The following is a 15,515-nucleotide window of genomic DNA, read 5'->3' on the forward strand; positions in this document are numbered from 1 at the left end:
ACCGCCCTTCACAATCCAGTCCCTGGGTGAAAGCCGTCGGCCTTCGCCTCTCTACATACAAGGAATCCTCTCATGCCTGTCTCATTGCTGGCGCTCGCCGCCGGTGCCTTTGGCATCGGCACCACCGAATTCATCATCATGGGCCTGCTCACCCAGGTCAGCCAGGACCTGGGCATCAGCATCCCCACGGCCGGCACCCTCATATCCGGCTATGCCTTTGGCGTAGCGATTGGTGCGCCCGTGCTGACGCTGGCCACCCGCCGCTGGCCGCGCAAATGGCTGCTGCTGGGCCTGATGATGATCTTTATCGCAGGCAATATCGCCGCTGCCCTGGCCCCTACCTACGGCTGGCTGATGCTGGCACGCATGCTCACCTCGCTGACCCACGGCACCTTCTTTGGCGTCGGGGCCGTGGTGGCCACCGGCCTGGTCGCCAAGGACAAGCAGGCCTCGGCCATTGCGCTGATGTTCTCCGGCCTGACCCTGGCGACCTTGCTGGGCGTGCCTGCCGGCACCTGGATCGGCCAGCATTTTGGCTGGCGCATGGCCTTTGCCGCCGTGGCGGTGATCGGGGTCGTGGCGCTGGGTATTTTGGCTGCGTTTGTGCCCAGCAAGCTGCAGCAGGCGGCGCCGGCCGCTTTGCGCGACGAGCTGTCCATCCTGTCAAGCACGCCCTTGTGGCTGGGCCTGGGCATGACGGTGTTTGGCTTTGGCGGTGTGTTTGCGCTCTACACCTATGTGGAGCCACTGCTCTCGCAGATCACCCAGATGGGCAACACCGGCGTGGCCGTGAGCCTGCTGCTGTTTGGCGCCGGCTCGGCCGTGGGCAATATTGCCGGCGGCAAGCTGGCCGACCGGGGCGTGGTGCGCGCGCTGTGGATCACGCTGAGCGCCTTGGTGCTGGTGCTGTTGGCAGGTCGCTGGGCCTTTGGCATCTCGGCGACGGTGGCCATGGCCTATGTCACGGTGCTGGGTGTCGTCGCCTTTGCCACCGTGGCCCCCATGCAGATGCGGGTGATGCAGGGCGTGGGCAGCCAGGGTGCCACCTTGGCCTCCAGCCTCAATATTGCGGCCTTCAACCTGGGCAATGCGCTGGGCGCCTGGGTGGGCGGCAGCCTGATTGCCGGTGCCGGGCTCCTATCGATCATCTGGGGAGCGGCAGCGCTGTCGGCCATCGGCCTGGTGCTGGTAGCCATGGGCCAGCGCCGCAGTCCAGCCGCTGCGCTGCGCACGGCCTGACACGCAATAAGCGCTGCCTGGCCCAGAGGGTAACGCTGCCTCGCTCAGGCTAGCGCAGCCATCAGCCCAGCAATCGCGCCAGGGTCAGCAGCGCCAGCAGCAGCATCCAGACCACTACCGAGCGCCACACCAGGCCCACCACGCTGCGCAGGTGGGCCACTTCCGGGTCACGGCCCGGGGTGGTGGCGCCGTCCCCTTGGATCTGCAAGGGCGCGGCGGCATCGGCATCACCGCTGCGGGCACGCAAGGCCACACCGCCCAGGCGGATGTCAATGGCACCGGCCGTGGCAGCCAAGATCACGCCATCGTTGTCATTGGGAAAATGCTGGGTCTGAAAGCGCCAGCCATCAATGGCTTCTTCAAAGTTACCCACGACGGCAAAGCTCAGCGCCGTCAGCCGGGACGGCAGCCAGTCCACCACCATCCAGGCCTTGGCGGCCACGGTCTCGAAAGCGCCTTGCACCAGGGGGGCAGCCTGGGCAGAGGGGCGTGCAAAGCGCGAGGCGTATTCGGCCATGCGAAAAAACACCGCCCCGGCGGGGCCCAGGCCCAGCGCCGATCCGATGGAGTAACAGGCCAGCACGCCAAACACATGGCGGTGGGCGGCCAACACCGAGTACTCGATCACATGGCGCACAATCTCGCGGCGCGGCAGGTCATCGGCATCGACCTGCTGCCAATCGGCCAGGTACTGGCGGGCCTGGTCCTCATCACCCGATTCCAGCGCGTGGCGAATCCGCGTGAAATGGTGGCTGAACTGGCGGAACCCCAGGGTCACATAAAGCACCAGCACATGCCAGGCCATGGCCAGGGGCCAGCCCACCAGGGCCACCAGCAGCCAATGCATGCCCATGGCCAAGGCGGTGGGCAGCAGCACGGCCACACTCCAGGCCAGCCAGCCATGGCGCTGCTCGCCGGCATCCAGGTTGCGGCTAAGCCATTGCACCCAGGCACGCACGCCGGCATACACCGGGTTGTCACGAGACAGGGATTTGGCCTGCTCCAGCAGCAAGGCCATCAGCGTAGCGAAAAAACTCATGGACGGTGATCATACCGGCTGTGGTGTAACACACAAGCCGTTACAAACTAGGAAGCGGGTGGAAAAGCCAAAAACCGGTACAGATTGCGCAGCATGCTGGCCGTAGCCCCCCAGATGAAGCGGTGCTGGCCCGATTCTGGGTCGTCATAGGGCATCGACAGCCAACGCCGACTGATCTCGGGCGTGTCCAGCTGCTGCCAGCGGTGGTGCGCCGGGTTCATCAAGAACGACAGCGGCACCTCGAAAACCTCGTCCACCTCGCCGGGGTTGGCCTGCAGGCTGAAGGGCGGCTGCACCAGCCCGACGATGGGCGTCACCTCAAAGCCCGAGCCGGTCGCGTACTCGGGCAGGCGGCCAATCACCTCTACCCGTTCGCGCGCCAGCCCCACCTCCTCCCAGGCCTCGCGCAATGCGGTGTCGTTGACATCGCGGTCTTCCGGGTCCTGGCGACCACCGGGAAAGGCAATCTGCCCCGAGTGGTTGGACAGGCCAGCGCTGCGCTGCGTCAGCAGCACATGCATCTCCTGGCGCTGCACCAGGGCCACCAGCACGGCAGCCTTCGCAGGCGGGCGGTCCGTCCACATGCGCTCGCGAAATATCTCGGGCTCGCCGCCTTGCGGGTGTGCCACAAAGGCCTGGCGCAGGTAATCGGCCCGCAAATGGCTGGGTGCCACCGCAGGCAGGGCCGAATCGACCTGCACCACCAGCGCACGGCGCGGGTCGGTAATGGCGGCGCGCAGCCGGGGCGCAATCGCGGGGGCTGAGGGATGCGGGGGAGAGGAATGTTTATGCATAGACAGCACGCGGTGACCCATGTAAAAAAAGCCGCCACAGCTTGCACTGTAGCGGCTTTCAGCACTGGGCTCTGGTGCAGCGCTATTACGCAGCTGCCACAGGTGCTGCCTTGCGTGCTGGCAGCTTTTCCTTGATACGAGCCGACTTGCCGCTGCGTTCACGCAGGTAGTACAGCTTGGCACGGCGCACATCGCCGCGGCGCTTGACTTCGATACCGGCGATCATAGGGCTGTAGGTTTGGAACGTACGTTCCACGCCTTCGCCGCTGGAGATCTTGCGCACGGTGAAGCCGCTGTTCAGACCGCGATTGCGCTTGGCAATCACCACGCCTTCATAAGCCTGCACGCGCTTGCGCGTACCTTCGACCACGTTCACGCTTACGATCACGGTGTCGCCAGGGGCAAATTCAGGAATGGTCTTGTTCAGGCGAGCAATTTCTTCTTGCTCGAGAATCTGGATCAGGTTCATGGTTTCATCCAACGATCGTACGCGCGCCATGAATTTGGCAGCCGCGCCAAGCACGGTGTGCTGGGCATTTGCGGCGTATTGCTTCTCTCACCATTGAAAAAAGCGGCCGTGTAGAGGATCGTAAAACCGGCAATTATAGCGGTTTTGCCAAATTTACCAAATCGGCGCTGGCCAGCAGCTGCTCATCCTTGCGGCTGAGCTGCTTGCGGCCCCGGGCCAGCTCCAGCAACTCGGGGCGGTTCATCGCCGTGTTGCGCAGGCTTTGCTCACGGCGCCAGCGCTCAATATTGGCGTGGTGGCCCGACAGCAGCGCGGCGGGCACCGTCTCGCCTTCCCACACTTCGGGCCGGGTGTAGTGCGGGCAGTCGAGCAAACCGTCAAGGGCGGGGTTGAAGCTGTCGAACTGGTGGCTGCCCTCGTCATGCAGCACCCCCGGCTGCAGCCGGGCCACGGCATCGAGCAAAGCCATTGCCGCAATCTCACCGCCCGAGAGCACAAAATCGCCCAGACTCAACTGCACATCCACATGGCGGTCAATAAAGCGCTGGTCCACGCCCTCATAGCGGCCGCAGAGCAAGATGGCGCCCTGCGAATCGGACCAGCCCTGCACCTGGGCATGGTCAATGCGCTCGCCAATGGGCGAGAACAGCACCAGCGGCGCGGGCTGCGCCTCGGCACGTTCGGCGCGGATAGCGGCCAGGCAATCTGCCAGCGGCTGGGCCATCATCACCATGCCCGGGCCGCCGCCAAAGGGGCGGTCGTCCACCCGGCGGTAGTTGCCGGGGGCGTAATCGCGCGGGTTCCAGCACTGCACGGCGACCTGGCCGCTGCTATAGGCGCGGCGGGTAACACCCACTTCCACAAAGGGAGTGAACAGCTCGGGGAACAAAGTGATGATGTCAAAGCGCATAGAAATTCTCCCCCGAAGCCACGGGCTGGCCCGGCACGATCAATAGTCCGGCTGCCAGTCGACCGTGATGCGTTTGTTGGGCAGCGATACCTCGTCGACAAAGGCGTCGACAAAAGGAATCAGGCGCTCCTGCGCCTTGCCGTCTTCTTCATAGGTCAGCACCAGCACCGTCTGCGGACCGGAGGCCATCAGATCATGGACGGTACCCAGCGCCACGCCTTCGCGGTTGACCACGGCCAGACCCAGCAGGTCCACCCAGTAGTATTCGCCATCCTCGGTCTTGGGAAAATCGGCACGCGAGATGAACACCCGTGCGCCTCTGAGCTTTTCAGCCTGGTCGCGGTCATCCACGCCCTGGGCCCAGCCGACGATGCCATCGCCATGGAAGCGCGACTGGCGCATCTCTAGTTGGGCAACGCCCTGGAAATGGCGGCCACCCTTCTCAGGCGGCTGGATAAACCAGATTTTGGACTTGAGCAGGGCCTGCGGATCAGGGCTCAGTGCCACCACCTTGAACCAGCCCTTGACGCCCCAGGCATCGGCAATGCGCGCCACTTCAATGGCGTCATCGGGCAAGGTGGCGGGGCTTAACAACAACTCGGTAGCGGGCATGGCAGTTCAACAGGGCAATAAAAAACGGGCCGCAGTGCTTATCGCAACAGCGGCCCGCATGCACCAATGGTACCTAGGCACCATCGGTGATGAGAGAGGCAAATTAAGCAGCAGCCTTAGCAGCAGCTTGCTTAGCCAGACGGTCCACGGTGGTGGAAGCCTGGGCACCCACGCTCTTCCAGTAAGCCACGCGGTCCAGTGCAATGCGCAGACCTTCAACACCGTCCTTGGCCAACGGGTTGTAGAAGCCCAGACGCTCGATGAACGAGCCATCGCGGCGCACGCGCTTGTCAGCAACGACGATGTTGTAGAACGGACGGGCCTTGGAGCCGCCGCGGGACAGGCGAATTACGACCATAATATTCCTTCGGGTGGTTAGTTTTCTTACCACGTTTGAGACACGCAACTAGCCACCCGGCCAGCGACACGCAGTAAAGCCGACCATTATACAAACTTCTTCAGACCATGCCAAGTGTTCGTTTTAGCAGCCCCGAAGACATCCCCGCCATCACCCGCATTTACGCCCACCACGTACGCCATGGAACGGGCAGCTTCGAGACCGATGCCCCCAGCGAAGACGAAATGGCACGCCGGCGTGAAGAGGTGCTGTCGCGCCAATTGCCCTACCTGGTGGCAGAAGATGCAGATGGCCAGGTGATCGGCTATGCCTATGCCAACTGGTTCAAGGCCCGGCCCGCGTACCGCTTCTCGGCAGAAGACTCCATCTATGTGGCCGACGGCCAACACGGCCGGGGGCTGGGGCGGCTGTTGATGAACGCCTTGATCGCGCATTGCGAGGCTGCAGGCGTGCGCAAACTCATTGCCGTCATTGGCGATTCCAGCAACGCTGGCTCGGTCGGCGTGCATACGGCTGCGGGCTTTACGCCCGTGGGCACCATGCGCTCGGTGGGCTGGAAATTTGGCCGCTGGCTGGACATTGTGATGATGGAAAAAACCCTGGGCGATGGCGACGCTACCGCTCCCACCCCATGACCCGCACCATGCGCCGCACCAAGAACAAGACCCTCGCCACCTGGCTGGCCTTTCTGGGCGGCCCGCTGGGCCTGCACCGCTTCTACCTGCATGGCCTGGGCGACATGCTGGGCTGGATGCTGCCCATTCCCACGGCGCTGGGCCTTTATGGCATGGAGCGCATTGCCAGCAATGGCATTGATGACCCCGTCAGCTGGTTGCTGGTGCCGCTGCTGGGTTTTACCATTGCCGCCTGCGCGCTGGTGGCCATCATCTACGGCCTGATGGCACCCGAGAAATGGAACGCACGCCACAACCCCCAGCTGGCTCCGGACGCCCTGCCCGGCCGCACCCAGTGGATGACGATCTTCGGCATTGTGGCATCGCTGCTGATCGGCACCACCATCCTGATGGCCAGCCTGGCCTATAGCTTTGAGCACTATTTCCAGTACCAGATTGAAGAGGCGCGCAAGATTTCGCAATAGCGACAAGTCTGGGCTGGTGATGGCAGCCGCTCAGCGCGCTTGCAGGTGCTGGCGGAGGAACCCAAACACCTGCGTCTCATAAGCCGCTTGCGCAAACTGGTACAGATCCACATGGGCGGCGCCCGGCACCAGCCATAGCTGGTGGGGCGCATCTGTCGCAGCCTCGGCCATCTGCCGGGTCTCGGCCTCGGGGGTGAAGCGGTCTTCGCTGCCACCGGCCACCAGCAAAGGCATGCCCATGCCTTTCAAACGCGCGATAGGCCGCAAGCGCTCGGGATCAATGCCCAGCCGCAGCGGCATCTGCCACAGCAACAGCGGTGTGGCCATGCGCGCCAACGGTGCCAGCGGGCCCAGCAGCGCGCGCACCCGGTTGTCCACTGCGGCTTGCATGGTGGGGAACACGCCCTCCAGCACCACGGCATCGGGCGACTGCGGCAGCTCGGCCATCAGCAGGCTGGCACCACCCAGCGATACACCAATCACCGCCACTTTTTCGGTCGGCTGCTGCGCCTGCAGCCAGCCCAGTGCCTGGGCGATGCCCAGCCCTTCGCGGGGGCCGAAGGACAGCATCTCGCCATCGCTCTCACCGTGCGCGGGCAAATCAATCAGCAGCACGCCATAGCCCCGACCGTGCAGGGCCAGCGCCCGGGGCAACATCGCGCGCCGGTCGGCACGCACGCCGTGCAGCAGCAGCACGGCACCCTGGCCGGGCTCGCCGGGGGCATACCAGCCCCGCACCACGCCGGGTGCCGATGCGATCTCTACCGCCACCGCGCCCAGCTCTGCGGGCGCTGCACCGATGGGCTGGCGGAAGGGCTGCGCCAGCCAACCTGCCAGCAACCAGGCCAAGGCCAGCGCCACCAGCAAAAGCACCGCCAGCACAGCAGCCACCCAGGCGAGTGGATGCAGCGGGAAAAACGAGGGGGTCAGCGGTGAATCGCTCATGTCGGTCCAAAAAAAAGCGGCTGGCAGATCATATCCGCCAGCCGCCTTTTGGCTATCGATTTGCTAACATCAATAGATCTGCAAGCTGACCCAGTAGGCAAAGGCTGCCACAAAGGCGCTGGCCGGAATGGTCAGCACCCAGGCCCAGACGATATTGCCCGCCACCCCCCAGCGCACCGCGCTCATGCGCTGGGTGGAGCCCACGCCTACGATGGCGCCGGTGATGGTGTGGGTGGTGGAGACCGGCACGCCCAGGGCGGTGGCGATGAACAGGGTCATCGCGCCACCGGTTTCGGCGCAGAAGCCGCCCACCGGCTTGAGCTTGGTGATCTTCTGGCCCATGGTCTTGACGATGCGCCAGCCACCAAACATAGTGCCCAGGCCAATGGCTGCGTAGCACGAGACAATGACCCAGGTAGGCGGGCTGGCATCGCTGGCCGAGACATAGCCGGTGGACAGCAGCAGCAGCCAGATGATGCCGATGGTCTTTTGCGCATCATTGCCACCGTGGCCCAGGCTGTAGGCACCGGCAGACACCAGCTGCAAGCGGCGGAACCACTTGTCGACCCGCCCCGGCGTGGTTCGGCGGAACAGCCAGGCCACCGCCACCATCATGATCGAGCCCAGCAAAAAGCCGAGCACGGGTGACACGAAGATGAAGGCGATGGTCTTCCAGATGCCGCTGGCGATCAGCGAACCCGCACCGGCCTTGGCAATCACCGCGCCCACGATGCCGCCAATCAGCGCATGCGAGGAGCTGGACGGAATGCCGTAGTACCAGGTGATCAGGTTCCAGACGATGGCGCCCACCAGCGCGCCAAAGATCACATGCGTATCGACAATGCCCGGTTGGACAATGCCTTTGCCGATCGTCGCTGCCACGCTGAGGTGGAAGACAAAGATCGCCACAAAGTTGAAAAATGCCGCAAACACCACCGCTTGGGTGGGCTTGAGCACGCCGGTCGAGACAACGGTCGCAATCGAGTTGGCCGCGTCATGAAACCCGTTCATGAAGTCGAACAAGATGGCCAGCGCCACCAGCACGACAATCACCCACAGGGCTGTTTGCATCGGTTCCATGGAAGTTCAGTCTCCTGCTTGCTGCAACGGATCAGGAGTTTTCCAGGATGATGCCTTCGATGTGGTTGGCCACATCTTCGCACTTGTCGGTAATGGTCTCGAGCAGCTCGTAGATGGCCTTGAGCTTGATCACCTCGCGCACATCGGGCTCTTCGCGGAACAGCTTGCTCATCGCCGCGCGCATCACGCGGTCGGCATCGCTCTCCAGGCGGTCGATCTCTTCGCAGGTCTTGATGGCGGCCTCGGTGGTCGCAGGATCGGCAATGCGGTCGAGCATCTTGACGGCATCGCGCACGCGCTCGCAGCACTTGACGCTCAGGTCCGTCAGGCGGGTGATTTCTTCAGTCATATGGCGCACGTCATAGAGCGCCATGGTCTCGGCCGAGTCCTGGATCAGGTCGGCCACATCGTCCATGGTGTTGATCAGCGAGTGGATCTGCTCACGGTCGATGGGGGTGATGAAGGTCTTGTGCAGGGTGCGGTTGACCTCATGGGTCACCCGGTCGGCTGCGCGCTCTGCGTTGTCGACATCCTGGTTGTATTTCTCACGCAGATGGGGATCGTTGTAATTGGCCACCAGCTGGGAGAACGCATGGGCCGCTTCAACGATGCGGTCGGCGTGCTGGTTGAACAATTCGAAGAAATTACCTTCGCGCGGCAAGAGTTTGCCAAAGAGCATGGGGGCACCTATTCGGTTTCAATGCAAAAAAGGGAAAAAACCTGCGCACACCCGGCCGGATACGGGCGTATCCCTGCTGGGCCAACAGGCCCCATCGCCACCCTGCAACTCCTTGAATTGCCAGCGGTGTCAGCGGTTTGCCGTGCGCAAAATCTGTCATTCACGGCGCATTGCTGCACTGCAAAATTCACCAATTTTAAATGCAATTGTCATTTCTTTGTCGCATTTGAGGCCGCCGCGCCTAAAACAGCGCAGCCGCCACCCTGTCCGCCGCAGCCGCTACAGAGGGAGAGAGGCACCGCTGGGCCTGTCTCCAAAAGCGCGCAAGCATTTTCTTGCCGCCATCGCATTCAGTGCGGCTTTTGCTGTGCGATCGCTTGGAAGCGCTGACCCCCAAAGACAGCCATAAAAAAAGCACTGCCAGGCAGTGCTTGGGGCGGAATGCGCGCGGCCGCTACTCGCCCAGGTAGGCGGCACGCACCTTGGGGTCGGCCAGCAGCTGCTGGCCCGGGCCGGTCATGGTGATAATGCCGGACTCCATCACATAGCCCCGGTCGGCAATCGCCAGCGCGCGGCTGGCGTTCTGCTCGACCAGCACGATGGTCACGCCCATCGCATAGACATCGCGCACCACCTCGAAGATCTTGTCCACCATGATGGGCGACAGGCCCATCGACGGCTCGTCGAGCAGCAGCACCTTGGGCTGCGCCATCAGCGCGCGCGCCATGGCCAGCATCTGCTGCTCGCCGCCGGACATGGTGCCGGCCAGCTGGTCCTTGCGCTCACGCAGGCGCGGAAAGATGCTGAACATCTTCTCGATGTCGGCCAGGATGCCCGCCTTGTCCTTGCGCAGGTAGGCGCCCAGCATCAGGTTGTCGGTAATGGTCTGGCGCGTGAACACACCCCGGCCCTCGGGCACCATCACCAGGCCCTTGGCCACCAGGTCCCAGGCGCCCCGGCCCTTGAGGTTCTCGCCCAAAAACTCGATCTGCCCGTCATTGATGGCCTGGGTGGCCGTCACTGCCTTCATGGTCGTGGTCTTGCCTGCACCGTTCGAGCCAATCAACGAAACCAGCTCGCTCTCATGCACCTCAAAATCGACGCCCTTGACTGCCTGAATGCCGCCATAGGCCACTTTCAGCCCGCGTACCTTCAGCAGTACGGGGTTGGATGTCTTGTCAACCATGCTCAGTGTCCTCCGGTGCCCAGATAGGCCTCAATCACTTTTTCGTCTTTCTGCACCTCGGCGGGCGAGCCCTCAGCCAGCCGCTTGCCGTAGTCGAGCACCGTCACCCGGTCGCACAGGCCCATCACCAGCTTCACATCATGCTCAATCAGCAAGATGGTGCGGTTGTCATTGCGTATGCGGTCAATCAGCTCACGCAGCTGCACCTTCTCGGTCGCATTCATGCCGGCGGCCGGCTCGTCGAGCGCAATCAGCTTGGGGTCGGTGGCCAGCGCGCGGGCAATCTCCAGGCGGCGCTGGTCGCCATAGGACAAGGTGCGCGCCTTGTAGTCGGCATAGCGCTCAATGCCCACATAGGCCAGCAGCTCACGCGCCCGCTCGGTGATGGCCCGCTCCTCGGCCTTGAAGCCCGGTGTGCGAAAGATCGCCCCCAGCAGACCCGAATGGCTGCGCACATGCCGGCCCACCATCACGTTCTCCAGTGCCGTCATCTCGGAGAACAGCCGAATGTTCTGGAAGGTACGGGCAATGCCCGCCTTGGCCACCAGGTGCACGGCCTTGGGCTCGTAGGCCTGGCCGGCCAGCTCAAAGCTGCCGCTGTCGGGTGTGTACAGACCGGTAATCACATTGAAGAACGTGGTCTTGCCCGCACCATTGGGGCCAATCAGGCCATAGACCTGGCCGCGCTCAATGGTCAGCCCCACATCCGACAGGGCCTGCAAGCCCCCGAAGCGTTTGGAAATACCTGCCACTTTCAGTGCAGGAGCCTGTGTATTCGTCATGCTCATCTCTCCTGCTCAGTCTTTCTGAATGGCACTCTTGCCATGCTCGGGTGCCGGCCACAGGCCGCGTGGGCGCAGCAGCATCACCACAATCATCGCCACCGCAATCAACAGCTGGCGCAGGATGGAGGCATCCAGGCGGCCATCGGTCAACTCCTGCAGTGGCCCGGCCACATAGCGCAGCACCTCGGGCAGGGCCGACAGCAGCACGGCACCCAGAATCACACCCGGTATATGGCCCAGCCCGCCCAGCACCACCATGGCGACGATCATGATCGACTCCATCAGGCTGAACGATTCGGGCGAGACAAAGCCCTGGAAGCCCGCAAACATCGCGCCGGACACGCCGCCAAACGTGGCGCCCATGCCAAAGGCCATCAGCTTGAGGTTGCGGGTGTTGATGCCCATGGCCTTGGCAGCAATCTCATCTTCGCGGATGGCCATCCAGGCGCGGCCGATGCGCGAATCCTGCAGGCGGTAGCAGATCACGACACTGGCCACCACCAGCACCAGGAACAGGTAGTAGTACAAGGTCACCGACGAAATAGTATGGCCGGCAATCTCCAGCGGTTTGCCAAAGTCAAAGCCAAAGATCTTGATCGAGTCGATCTGGCCCAGGCCCTTGGGCCCATTGGTGATGTTGACCGGCTGGTCCAGGTTCAGCATGAAGATGCGGATGATCTCGCCAAAGCCCAGGGTCACAATCGCCAGGTAGTCGCCCCGCAGCTTGAGCACCGGAAAGCCTAAGATCATCCCCGCGATCGCGGCGAGCAAGGCGGCCAGCGGTATCACCAGCCAGATGGAGGTGTGCAGGCCATTGGGGAACAGGGCCTTGAAGCCCTCAAAGGTCTCAGCCAGGTGGGGCGAGGCCATCAGGCCCAGCATGTAGGCGCCCACGGCATAGAAGGCCACATAGCCCAGGTCCAGCAGGCCGGCAAAGCCCACGACGATGTTCAGGCCCAGGGCCAGCAACACATACAGCAGTGCCAGGTCGGCAATGCGCACCCAGGCATTGCCAAAGGACTGCAGGATCAGCGGCAGCACCAGCAGCGCAATCGCGCCCACAATCCATTGTGCTTTGTTGTTCTTCATGCTGTTCTCCCTTAAGCCCGGTCGGCCACCCGCTCGCCCAGCAAGCCCGAGGGACGCAGGGTCAGCACGATGATCAGCACAATGAACGAGAAGATATCGACATACTGGCTGCCCAGCACGCCACCCGTGAGCTCGCCGATGTAGCCCGCGCCAATGGCTTCCACCAGGCCCAGAATCATCGCCCCCACCACCGCGCCGGCCAGGTTGCCGATGCCGCCAAACACCGCCGCAATAAAGGCTTTGAGCCCCGGCAAAAAGCCCATGGTGTGCTGCGCCGTGCCGTAGTTCGAGGCCCAGAGCACACCGGCAATCGCCGCCAGCACCGCGCCGATCACAAAGGTGGCCGAGATCACCATGTCGGGCTTGATGCCCATCAGCGCCGCCACGCGGGGGTTCTCTGCCGTGGCCCGCATCGCGCGGCCCAGTCGCGTGTAGTTCACCAGGTACATCAATACCGCCAGCACCACCGCCGTCACGCCCAGCACCAAAATCTGGGTCGGCGTGATCACCGCGCCGGCCACATCAAAGGGCTCCATCGGCAGCAGGGTCGGATAAGGCTTGTAGTTGGGCTTCCAGATGATCATCGCCAAGGTCTGCAGCAAGATCGACATGCCAATCGCGGTGATCAGCGGCGCCAAGCGCGGGCTGTTGCGCAAGGGCCGGTAGGCCAGCTTCTCGATCGTGAAATTGAGCACCGCTGCCACCACGCAGGCGATCAGCGTCGCGATCAGCAAAATGATCCAGCCCGGCGTATTGGGCATCGCCTCCTGCATCGCACCGATGATGCTCCAACTTGTCAGCACCCCGATCATCAGCACTTCGCCATGGGCAAAGTTAATCAATTGAATAATGCCGTACACCATGGTGTAGCCCAAGGCTATCAAAGCGTACATGCTGCCCAATACCAGACCATTAATGATCTGCTGCAGCAAAATATCCATAAAACCAACCCTTCAGCAGTTGAACCACCACGGCAAAAACTGCATGAAACGGGGGTCTCCCGAAATGCAGCCGCCTCTAACCGCGATAACAGTTTTATGCGGATCGAAACAATTCTATAGACGCCCTCTGTACTTTTCGGGGATTGTCGCGCTAGCGCTTTCCCTAGTCACCCATGCGCAAAACGCATGAATGCAAGCGAGACCGCCGCCGCCACCTAGGGAATTTACTAGGTATAAATTCAGTGGATAACACTGCTTTTTGCATGATTAATGCGAGAAACACAATAATCCGCCAACGCCAACGTCGCCCCCGTTAGACACTGGTAGAAATACCTATCCCTGCTGGCGCTTGCCATCACCAGCAAAGCAGCCACACCGTTCAGGCATAAAAAAACGCGGCCGGGGCCGCGTTGGGTGCAAGGAGCGGAGACGCTCAGAGCTTGCTGGCCATCTCAGGCACGGCCTCAAACAGATCCGCCACCAGGCCATAGTCGGCCACGCTGAAGATCGGCGCTTCTTCGTCCTTGTTGATCGCCACGATCACCTTGGAGTCCTTCATACCCGCCAAATGCTGGATGGCGCCCGAGATGCCCGCTGCCACATACAGCTGGGGCGCGACGATCTTGCCGGTCTGGCCCACTTGCAGGTCGTTGGGCGCGTAGCCCGCGTCCACCGCAGCGCGGCTCGCGCCAATGGCGGCGCCCAGCTTGTCGGCCAGCGGGGTCATCACTTCGTTGAACTTCTCGGCGCTGCCCAGCGCCCGGCCACCGGAGACGATGATCTTGGCGGCCGTCAGCTCGGGGCGGTCGTTCTTGGTCACTTCGCGGCCCACAAAGCTGCTTTTGCCGCTGTCTGCGGCGGCGGCGATGCTGTCGACGGCGGCCGAGCCACCGGTGGTAGCAGCGGCATCAAAGCCGGTGCCGCGCACGGTGATGACCTTGGTGGCGTCGATCGATTGCACGGTGGCAATGGCGTTGCCCGCGTAGATGGGGCGCTCGAAGGTGTCGGCGCTGACCACCTTGGTGATGTCGCTGATCTGGGCGACATCGAGCTTGGCTGCTACGCGCGGGGCCACGTTTTTGCCGGATGCGGTAGCTGGCGCCAGGATGTGGCTGTAGTTGCCGGCAATGGCCAGCACTTGCGCGGCCAGGTTCTCGGCCAGGCCATCTTTGAGTGAGGGGCCTTCGGCGAGGATGACTTTGGCAACGCCGGCGATCTGGGCTGCGGCTTGCGCTGCGGCTGCGGCACCAACGCCGGCCACCAGCACGTGCACATCACCACCGCAAGCCAGGGCTGCGGTGACGGTGTTGAGCGTGGCGGTCTTGATGCTTTGGTTGTCGTGTTCTGCAATAACGAGAGCGGTCATGTCTATCGTCTTTCAATTCAAAGTGTCAGGTGTCGTTCGCGGCCTTCAAAACTGGCGCCCCCGTGCGGCGGGACGACTAGCAAGGGCCGCCCCCGCAGCGAGGTCGTCGTCCCCCTGGGGGGAAGGCGCCGCAGGCGACTCAGGGGGGTCAAGGTCAGATGACTTTGGCTTCGTTCTTGAGCTTGTCGATCAAGGTGGCCACATCGGGCACCTTCACGCCTGCGCCGCGCTTGGCGGGCTCTTGCACTTTCAAGGTCTTCAGGCGCGGGCTCACGTCCACGCCCAGCTCTTCTGGCTTCAACGTGTCGAGCTGCTTTTTCTTGGCCTTCATGATGTTGGGCAAGGTGACGTAGCGTGGCTCGTTCAGACGCAGGTCGGTGGTGATGACGGCGGGCATCGACAGCTGCAGGGTCTCCAGACCACCGTCCACTTCGCGCGTGACGCTGACTTTGTCGCCAGCGACTTCGACCTTGGAGGCGAAGGTGGCCTGGGGCAGGTCGGCGAGCGCGGCCAGCATCTGGCCGGTCTGGTTGGCGTCGTCGTCAATGGCTTGCTTGCCGCAGATCACGAGGCCCGGTTGCTCTTTGTCGACCAGGGCCTTCAAGAGCTTGGCCACGGCCAGGGGCTGCAGCTCTTCGGCGGTTTCGACCAGGATGGCGCGGTCGGCGCCAATGGCCATGGCGGTGCGCAGGGTTTCCTGGCACTGGGTCACGCCGCAGCTCACGGCGATGATCTCGGTGACGATGCCCTTTTCCTTCAAACGCACGGCCTCTTCCACCGCGATCTCGTCGAAGGGGTTCATCGACATCTTCACGTTGGCAATGTCCACTCCCGAGCCATCGCTCTTGACGCGCACCTTGACGTTGTAGTCCACCACGCGTTTGACGGGTACCAGTACTTTCATAGTCTCAGCTTTCTAACAAT

18 protein-coding genes are annotated in these 15,515 nt (G+C 62.8%); 3 read left to right on the forward strand and 15 right to left on the reverse strand.

The window, feature by feature from the left end; genetic code table 11:
- The first annotated feature begins 72 nt into the window (after nucleotides 1–72).
- On the forward strand, nucleotides 73–1,239 hold the full coding sequence (locus M2375_RS01595) for an MFS transporter (RefSeq protein WP_259163510.1): 1,167 nt from the start codon (nucleotides 73–75) through the stop codon (nucleotides 1,237–1,239).
- A gap of 61 nt (nucleotides 1,240–1,300) precedes the next feature.
- Here M2375_RS01595 and M2375_RS01600 read toward each other — a convergent pair whose 3' ends face one another.
- The 6 genes from M2375_RS01600 to rpsP all read right to left on the reverse strand — a co-directional run bounded on the left by M2375_RS01600 (nucleotide 1,301) and on the right by rpsP (nucleotide 5,421).
- Nucleotides 1,301–2,278 (reverse strand): CobD/CbiB family protein, encoded by a 978-nt coding sequence (locus M2375_RS01600; RefSeq protein WP_259163511.1) that lies wholly within the window; start codon nucleotides 2,276–2,278, stop codon nucleotides 1,301–1,303.
- Nucleotides 2,279–2,325: 47 nt separating this feature from the next.
- Nucleotides 2,326–3,072: a CoA pyrophosphatase gene (locus M2375_RS01605; RefSeq protein ID WP_259163512.1), complete on the reverse strand. Its 747-nt coding sequence runs from the start codon at nucleotides 3,070–3,072 to the stop codon at nucleotides 2,326–2,328.
- An 85-nt stretch (nucleotides 3,073–3,157) separates the two neighbouring features.
- Nucleotides 3,158–3,541 (reverse strand): 50S ribosomal protein L19, encoded by a 384-nt coding sequence (gene rplS / locus M2375_RS01610; RefSeq protein ID WP_027011119.1) that lies wholly within the window; start codon nucleotides 3,539–3,541, stop codon nucleotides 3,158–3,160.
- A gap of 133 nt (nucleotides 3,542–3,674) precedes the next feature.
- On the reverse strand, nucleotides 3,675–4,451 hold the full coding sequence (gene trmD / locus M2375_RS01615) for a tRNA (guanosine(37)-N1)-methyltransferase TrmD (protein ID WP_259163513.1): 777 nt from the start codon (nucleotides 4,449–4,451) through the stop codon (nucleotides 3,675–3,677).
- 39 nt (nucleotides 4,452–4,490) lie between these two features.
- Entirely contained in the window at nucleotides 4,491–5,063 is a 573-nt protein-coding gene (gene rimM, locus M2375_RS01620; protein ID WP_259163514.1) for a ribosome maturation factor RimM, read from the reverse strand.
- A gap of 103 nt (nucleotides 5,064–5,166) precedes the next feature.
- Nucleotides 5,167–5,421, reverse strand: a complete 255-nt coding sequence (gene rpsP / locus M2375_RS01625; RefSeq protein WP_259163515.1) for a 30S ribosomal protein S16 — start codon at nucleotides 5,419–5,421, stop codon at nucleotides 5,167–5,169.
- Between the two features lie 107 nt (nucleotides 5,422–5,528).
- Here rpsP and M2375_RS01630 point away from each other — a divergent pair, with 107 nt between their 5' ends.
- Both M2375_RS01630 and M2375_RS01635 read left to right on the forward strand, forming a co-directional pair.
- Complete coding sequence (locus tag M2375_RS01630) at nucleotides 5,529–6,056, forward strand: GNAT family N-acetyltransferase (RefSeq protein ID WP_259163516.1); 528 nt, start codon at nucleotides 5,529–5,531, stop codon at nucleotides 6,054–6,056.
- The gene (locus M2375_RS01635) at nucleotides 6,053–6,520 is read left to right on the forward strand and encodes a hypothetical protein (RefSeq protein WP_259163517.1); all 468 of its coding nucleotides are present in this window, start codon (nucleotides 6,053–6,055) and stop codon (nucleotides 6,518–6,520) included. Before M2375_RS01630 ends, M2375_RS01635 begins: the two co-directional genes overlap by 4 nt.
- A 30-nt stretch (nucleotides 6,521–6,550) precedes the next feature.
- On the opposite strand, the gene M2375_RS01640 is transcribed toward M2375_RS01635, so the two are convergent.
- From M2375_RS01640 to M2375_RS01680, 9 genes are all read right to left on the reverse strand, one after another.
- Entirely contained in the window at nucleotides 6,551–7,465 is a 915-nt protein-coding gene (locus tag M2375_RS01640; RefSeq protein WP_259163518.1) for an alpha/beta hydrolase, read from the reverse strand.
- A gap of 69 nt (nucleotides 7,466–7,534) precedes the next feature.
- Nucleotides 7,535–8,545 carry an inorganic phosphate transporter gene (locus tag M2375_RS01645; RefSeq protein ID WP_259163519.1) on the reverse strand — a complete coding sequence of 337 codons (1,011 nt, stop codon included), beginning with the start codon at nucleotides 8,543–8,545 and terminating at the stop codon, nucleotides 7,535–7,537.
- 31 nt (nucleotides 8,546–8,576) lie between these two features.
- On the reverse strand, nucleotides 8,577–9,224 hold the full coding sequence (locus M2375_RS01650; RefSeq protein WP_259163520.1) for a DUF47 domain-containing protein: 648 nt from the start codon (nucleotides 9,222–9,224) through the stop codon (nucleotides 8,577–8,579).
- A 454-nt stretch (nucleotides 9,225–9,678) separates the two neighbouring features.
- Nucleotides 9,679–10,410, reverse strand: a complete 732-nt coding sequence (locus M2375_RS01655; protein WP_259163521.1) for an ABC transporter ATP-binding protein — start codon at nucleotides 10,408–10,410, stop codon at nucleotides 9,679–9,681.
- A 2-nt stretch (nucleotides 10,411–10,412) separates the two neighbouring features.
- Complete coding sequence (locus M2375_RS01660; protein WP_404979259.1) at nucleotides 10,413–11,192, reverse strand: ABC transporter ATP-binding protein; 780 nt, start codon at nucleotides 11,190–11,192, stop codon at nucleotides 10,413–10,415.
- A gap of 15 nt (nucleotides 11,193–11,207) precedes the next feature.
- On the reverse strand, nucleotides 11,208–12,284 hold the full coding sequence (locus M2375_RS01665) for a branched-chain amino acid ABC transporter permease (protein WP_259163524.1): 1,077 nt from the start codon (nucleotides 12,282–12,284) through the stop codon (nucleotides 11,208–11,210).
- 11 nt (nucleotides 12,285–12,295) lie between these two features.
- Entirely contained in the window at nucleotides 12,296–13,225 is a 930-nt protein-coding gene (locus M2375_RS01670; RefSeq protein ID WP_259163525.1) for a branched-chain amino acid ABC transporter permease, read from the reverse strand.
- 433 nt (nucleotides 13,226–13,658) lie between these two features.
- Entirely contained in the window at nucleotides 13,659–14,591 is a 933-nt protein-coding gene (locus tag M2375_RS01675) for an electron transfer flavoprotein subunit alpha/FixB family protein (RefSeq protein WP_259163526.1), read from the reverse strand.
- A 154-nt stretch (nucleotides 14,592–14,745) separates the two neighbouring features.
- Complete coding sequence (locus M2375_RS01680) at nucleotides 14,746–15,495, reverse strand: electron transfer flavoprotein subunit beta/FixA family protein (RefSeq protein WP_259163527.1); 750 nt, start codon at nucleotides 15,493–15,495, stop codon at nucleotides 14,746–14,748.
- Between the last annotated feature and the right edge of the window lie 20 nt (nucleotides 15,496–15,515).

Source organism: Comamonas sp. BIGb0152 (assembly GCF_024809975.1).
Lineage (GTDB): Bacteria > Pseudomonadota > Gammaproteobacteria > Burkholderiales > Burkholderiaceae_C > Comamonas.

Excerpts from the sequence above, each read along its gene's own strand:
- M2375_RS01595 (WP_259163510.1), top strand. The coding sequence starts at position 73 with ATGCCTGTCTCATTGCTGGCGCTCGCCGCCGGTGCCTTTGGCATCGGC.
- M2375_RS01600 (WP_259163511.1), bottom strand. The coding sequence starts at position 2,278 with ATGAGTTTTTTCGCTACGCTGATGGCCTTGCTGCTGGAGCAGGCCAAA.
- M2375_RS01605 (WP_259163512.1), bottom strand. The coding sequence starts at position 3,072 with ATGCATAAACATTCCTCTCCCCCGCATCCCTCAGCCCCCGCGATTGCG.
- rplS (WP_027011119.1), bottom strand. The coding sequence starts at position 3,541 with ATGAACCTGATCCAGATTCTCGAGCAAGAAGAAATTGCTCGCCTGAAC.
- trmD (WP_259163513.1), bottom strand. The coding sequence starts at position 4,451 with ATGCGCTTTGACATCATCACTTTGTTCCCCGAGCTGTTCACTCCCTTT.
- rimM (WP_259163514.1), bottom strand. The coding sequence starts at position 5,063 with ATGCCCGCTACCGAGTTGTTGTTAAGCCCCGCCACCTTGCCCGATGAC.
- rpsP (WP_259163515.1), bottom strand. The coding sequence starts at position 5,421 with ATGGTCGTAATTCGCCTGTCCCGCGGCGGCTCCAAGGCCCGTCCGTTC.
- M2375_RS01630 (WP_259163516.1), top strand. The coding sequence starts at position 5,529 with ATGCCAAGTGTTCGTTTTAGCAGCCCCGAAGACATCCCCGCCATCACC.
- M2375_RS01635 (WP_259163517.1), top strand. The coding sequence starts at position 6,053 with ATGACCCGCACCATGCGCCGCACCAAGAACAAGACCCTCGCCACCTGG.
- M2375_RS01640 (WP_259163518.1), bottom strand. The coding sequence starts at position 7,465 with ATGAGCGATTCACCGCTGACCCCCTCGTTTTTCCCGCTGCATCCACTC.
- M2375_RS01645 (WP_259163519.1), bottom strand. The coding sequence starts at position 8,545 with ATGGAACCGATGCAAACAGCCCTGTGGGTGATTGTCGTGCTGGTGGCG.
- M2375_RS01650 (WP_259163520.1), bottom strand. The coding sequence starts at position 9,224 with ATGCTCTTTGGCAAACTCTTGCCGCGCGAAGGTAATTTCTTCGAATTG.
- M2375_RS01655 (WP_259163521.1), bottom strand. The coding sequence starts at position 10,410 with ATGGTTGACAAGACATCCAACCCCGTACTGCTGAAGGTACGCGGGCTG.
- M2375_RS01660 (WP_404979259.1), bottom strand. The coding sequence starts at position 11,192 with ATGACGAATACACAGGCTCCTGCACTGAAAGTGGCAGGTATTTCCAAA.
- M2375_RS01665 (WP_259163524.1), bottom strand. The coding sequence starts at position 12,284 with ATGAAGAACAACAAAGCACAATGGATTGTGGGCGCGATTGCGCTGCTG.
- M2375_RS01670 (WP_259163525.1), bottom strand. The coding sequence starts at position 13,225 with ATGGATATTTTGCTGCAGCAGATCATTAATGGTCTGGTATTGGGCAGC.
- M2375_RS01675 (WP_259163526.1), bottom strand. The coding sequence starts at position 14,591 with ATGACCGCTCTCGTTATTGCAGAACACGACAACCAAAGCATCAAGACC.
- M2375_RS01680 (WP_259163527.1), bottom strand. The coding sequence starts at position 15,495 with ATGAAAGTACTGGTACCCGTCAAACGCGTGGTGGACTACAACGTCAAG.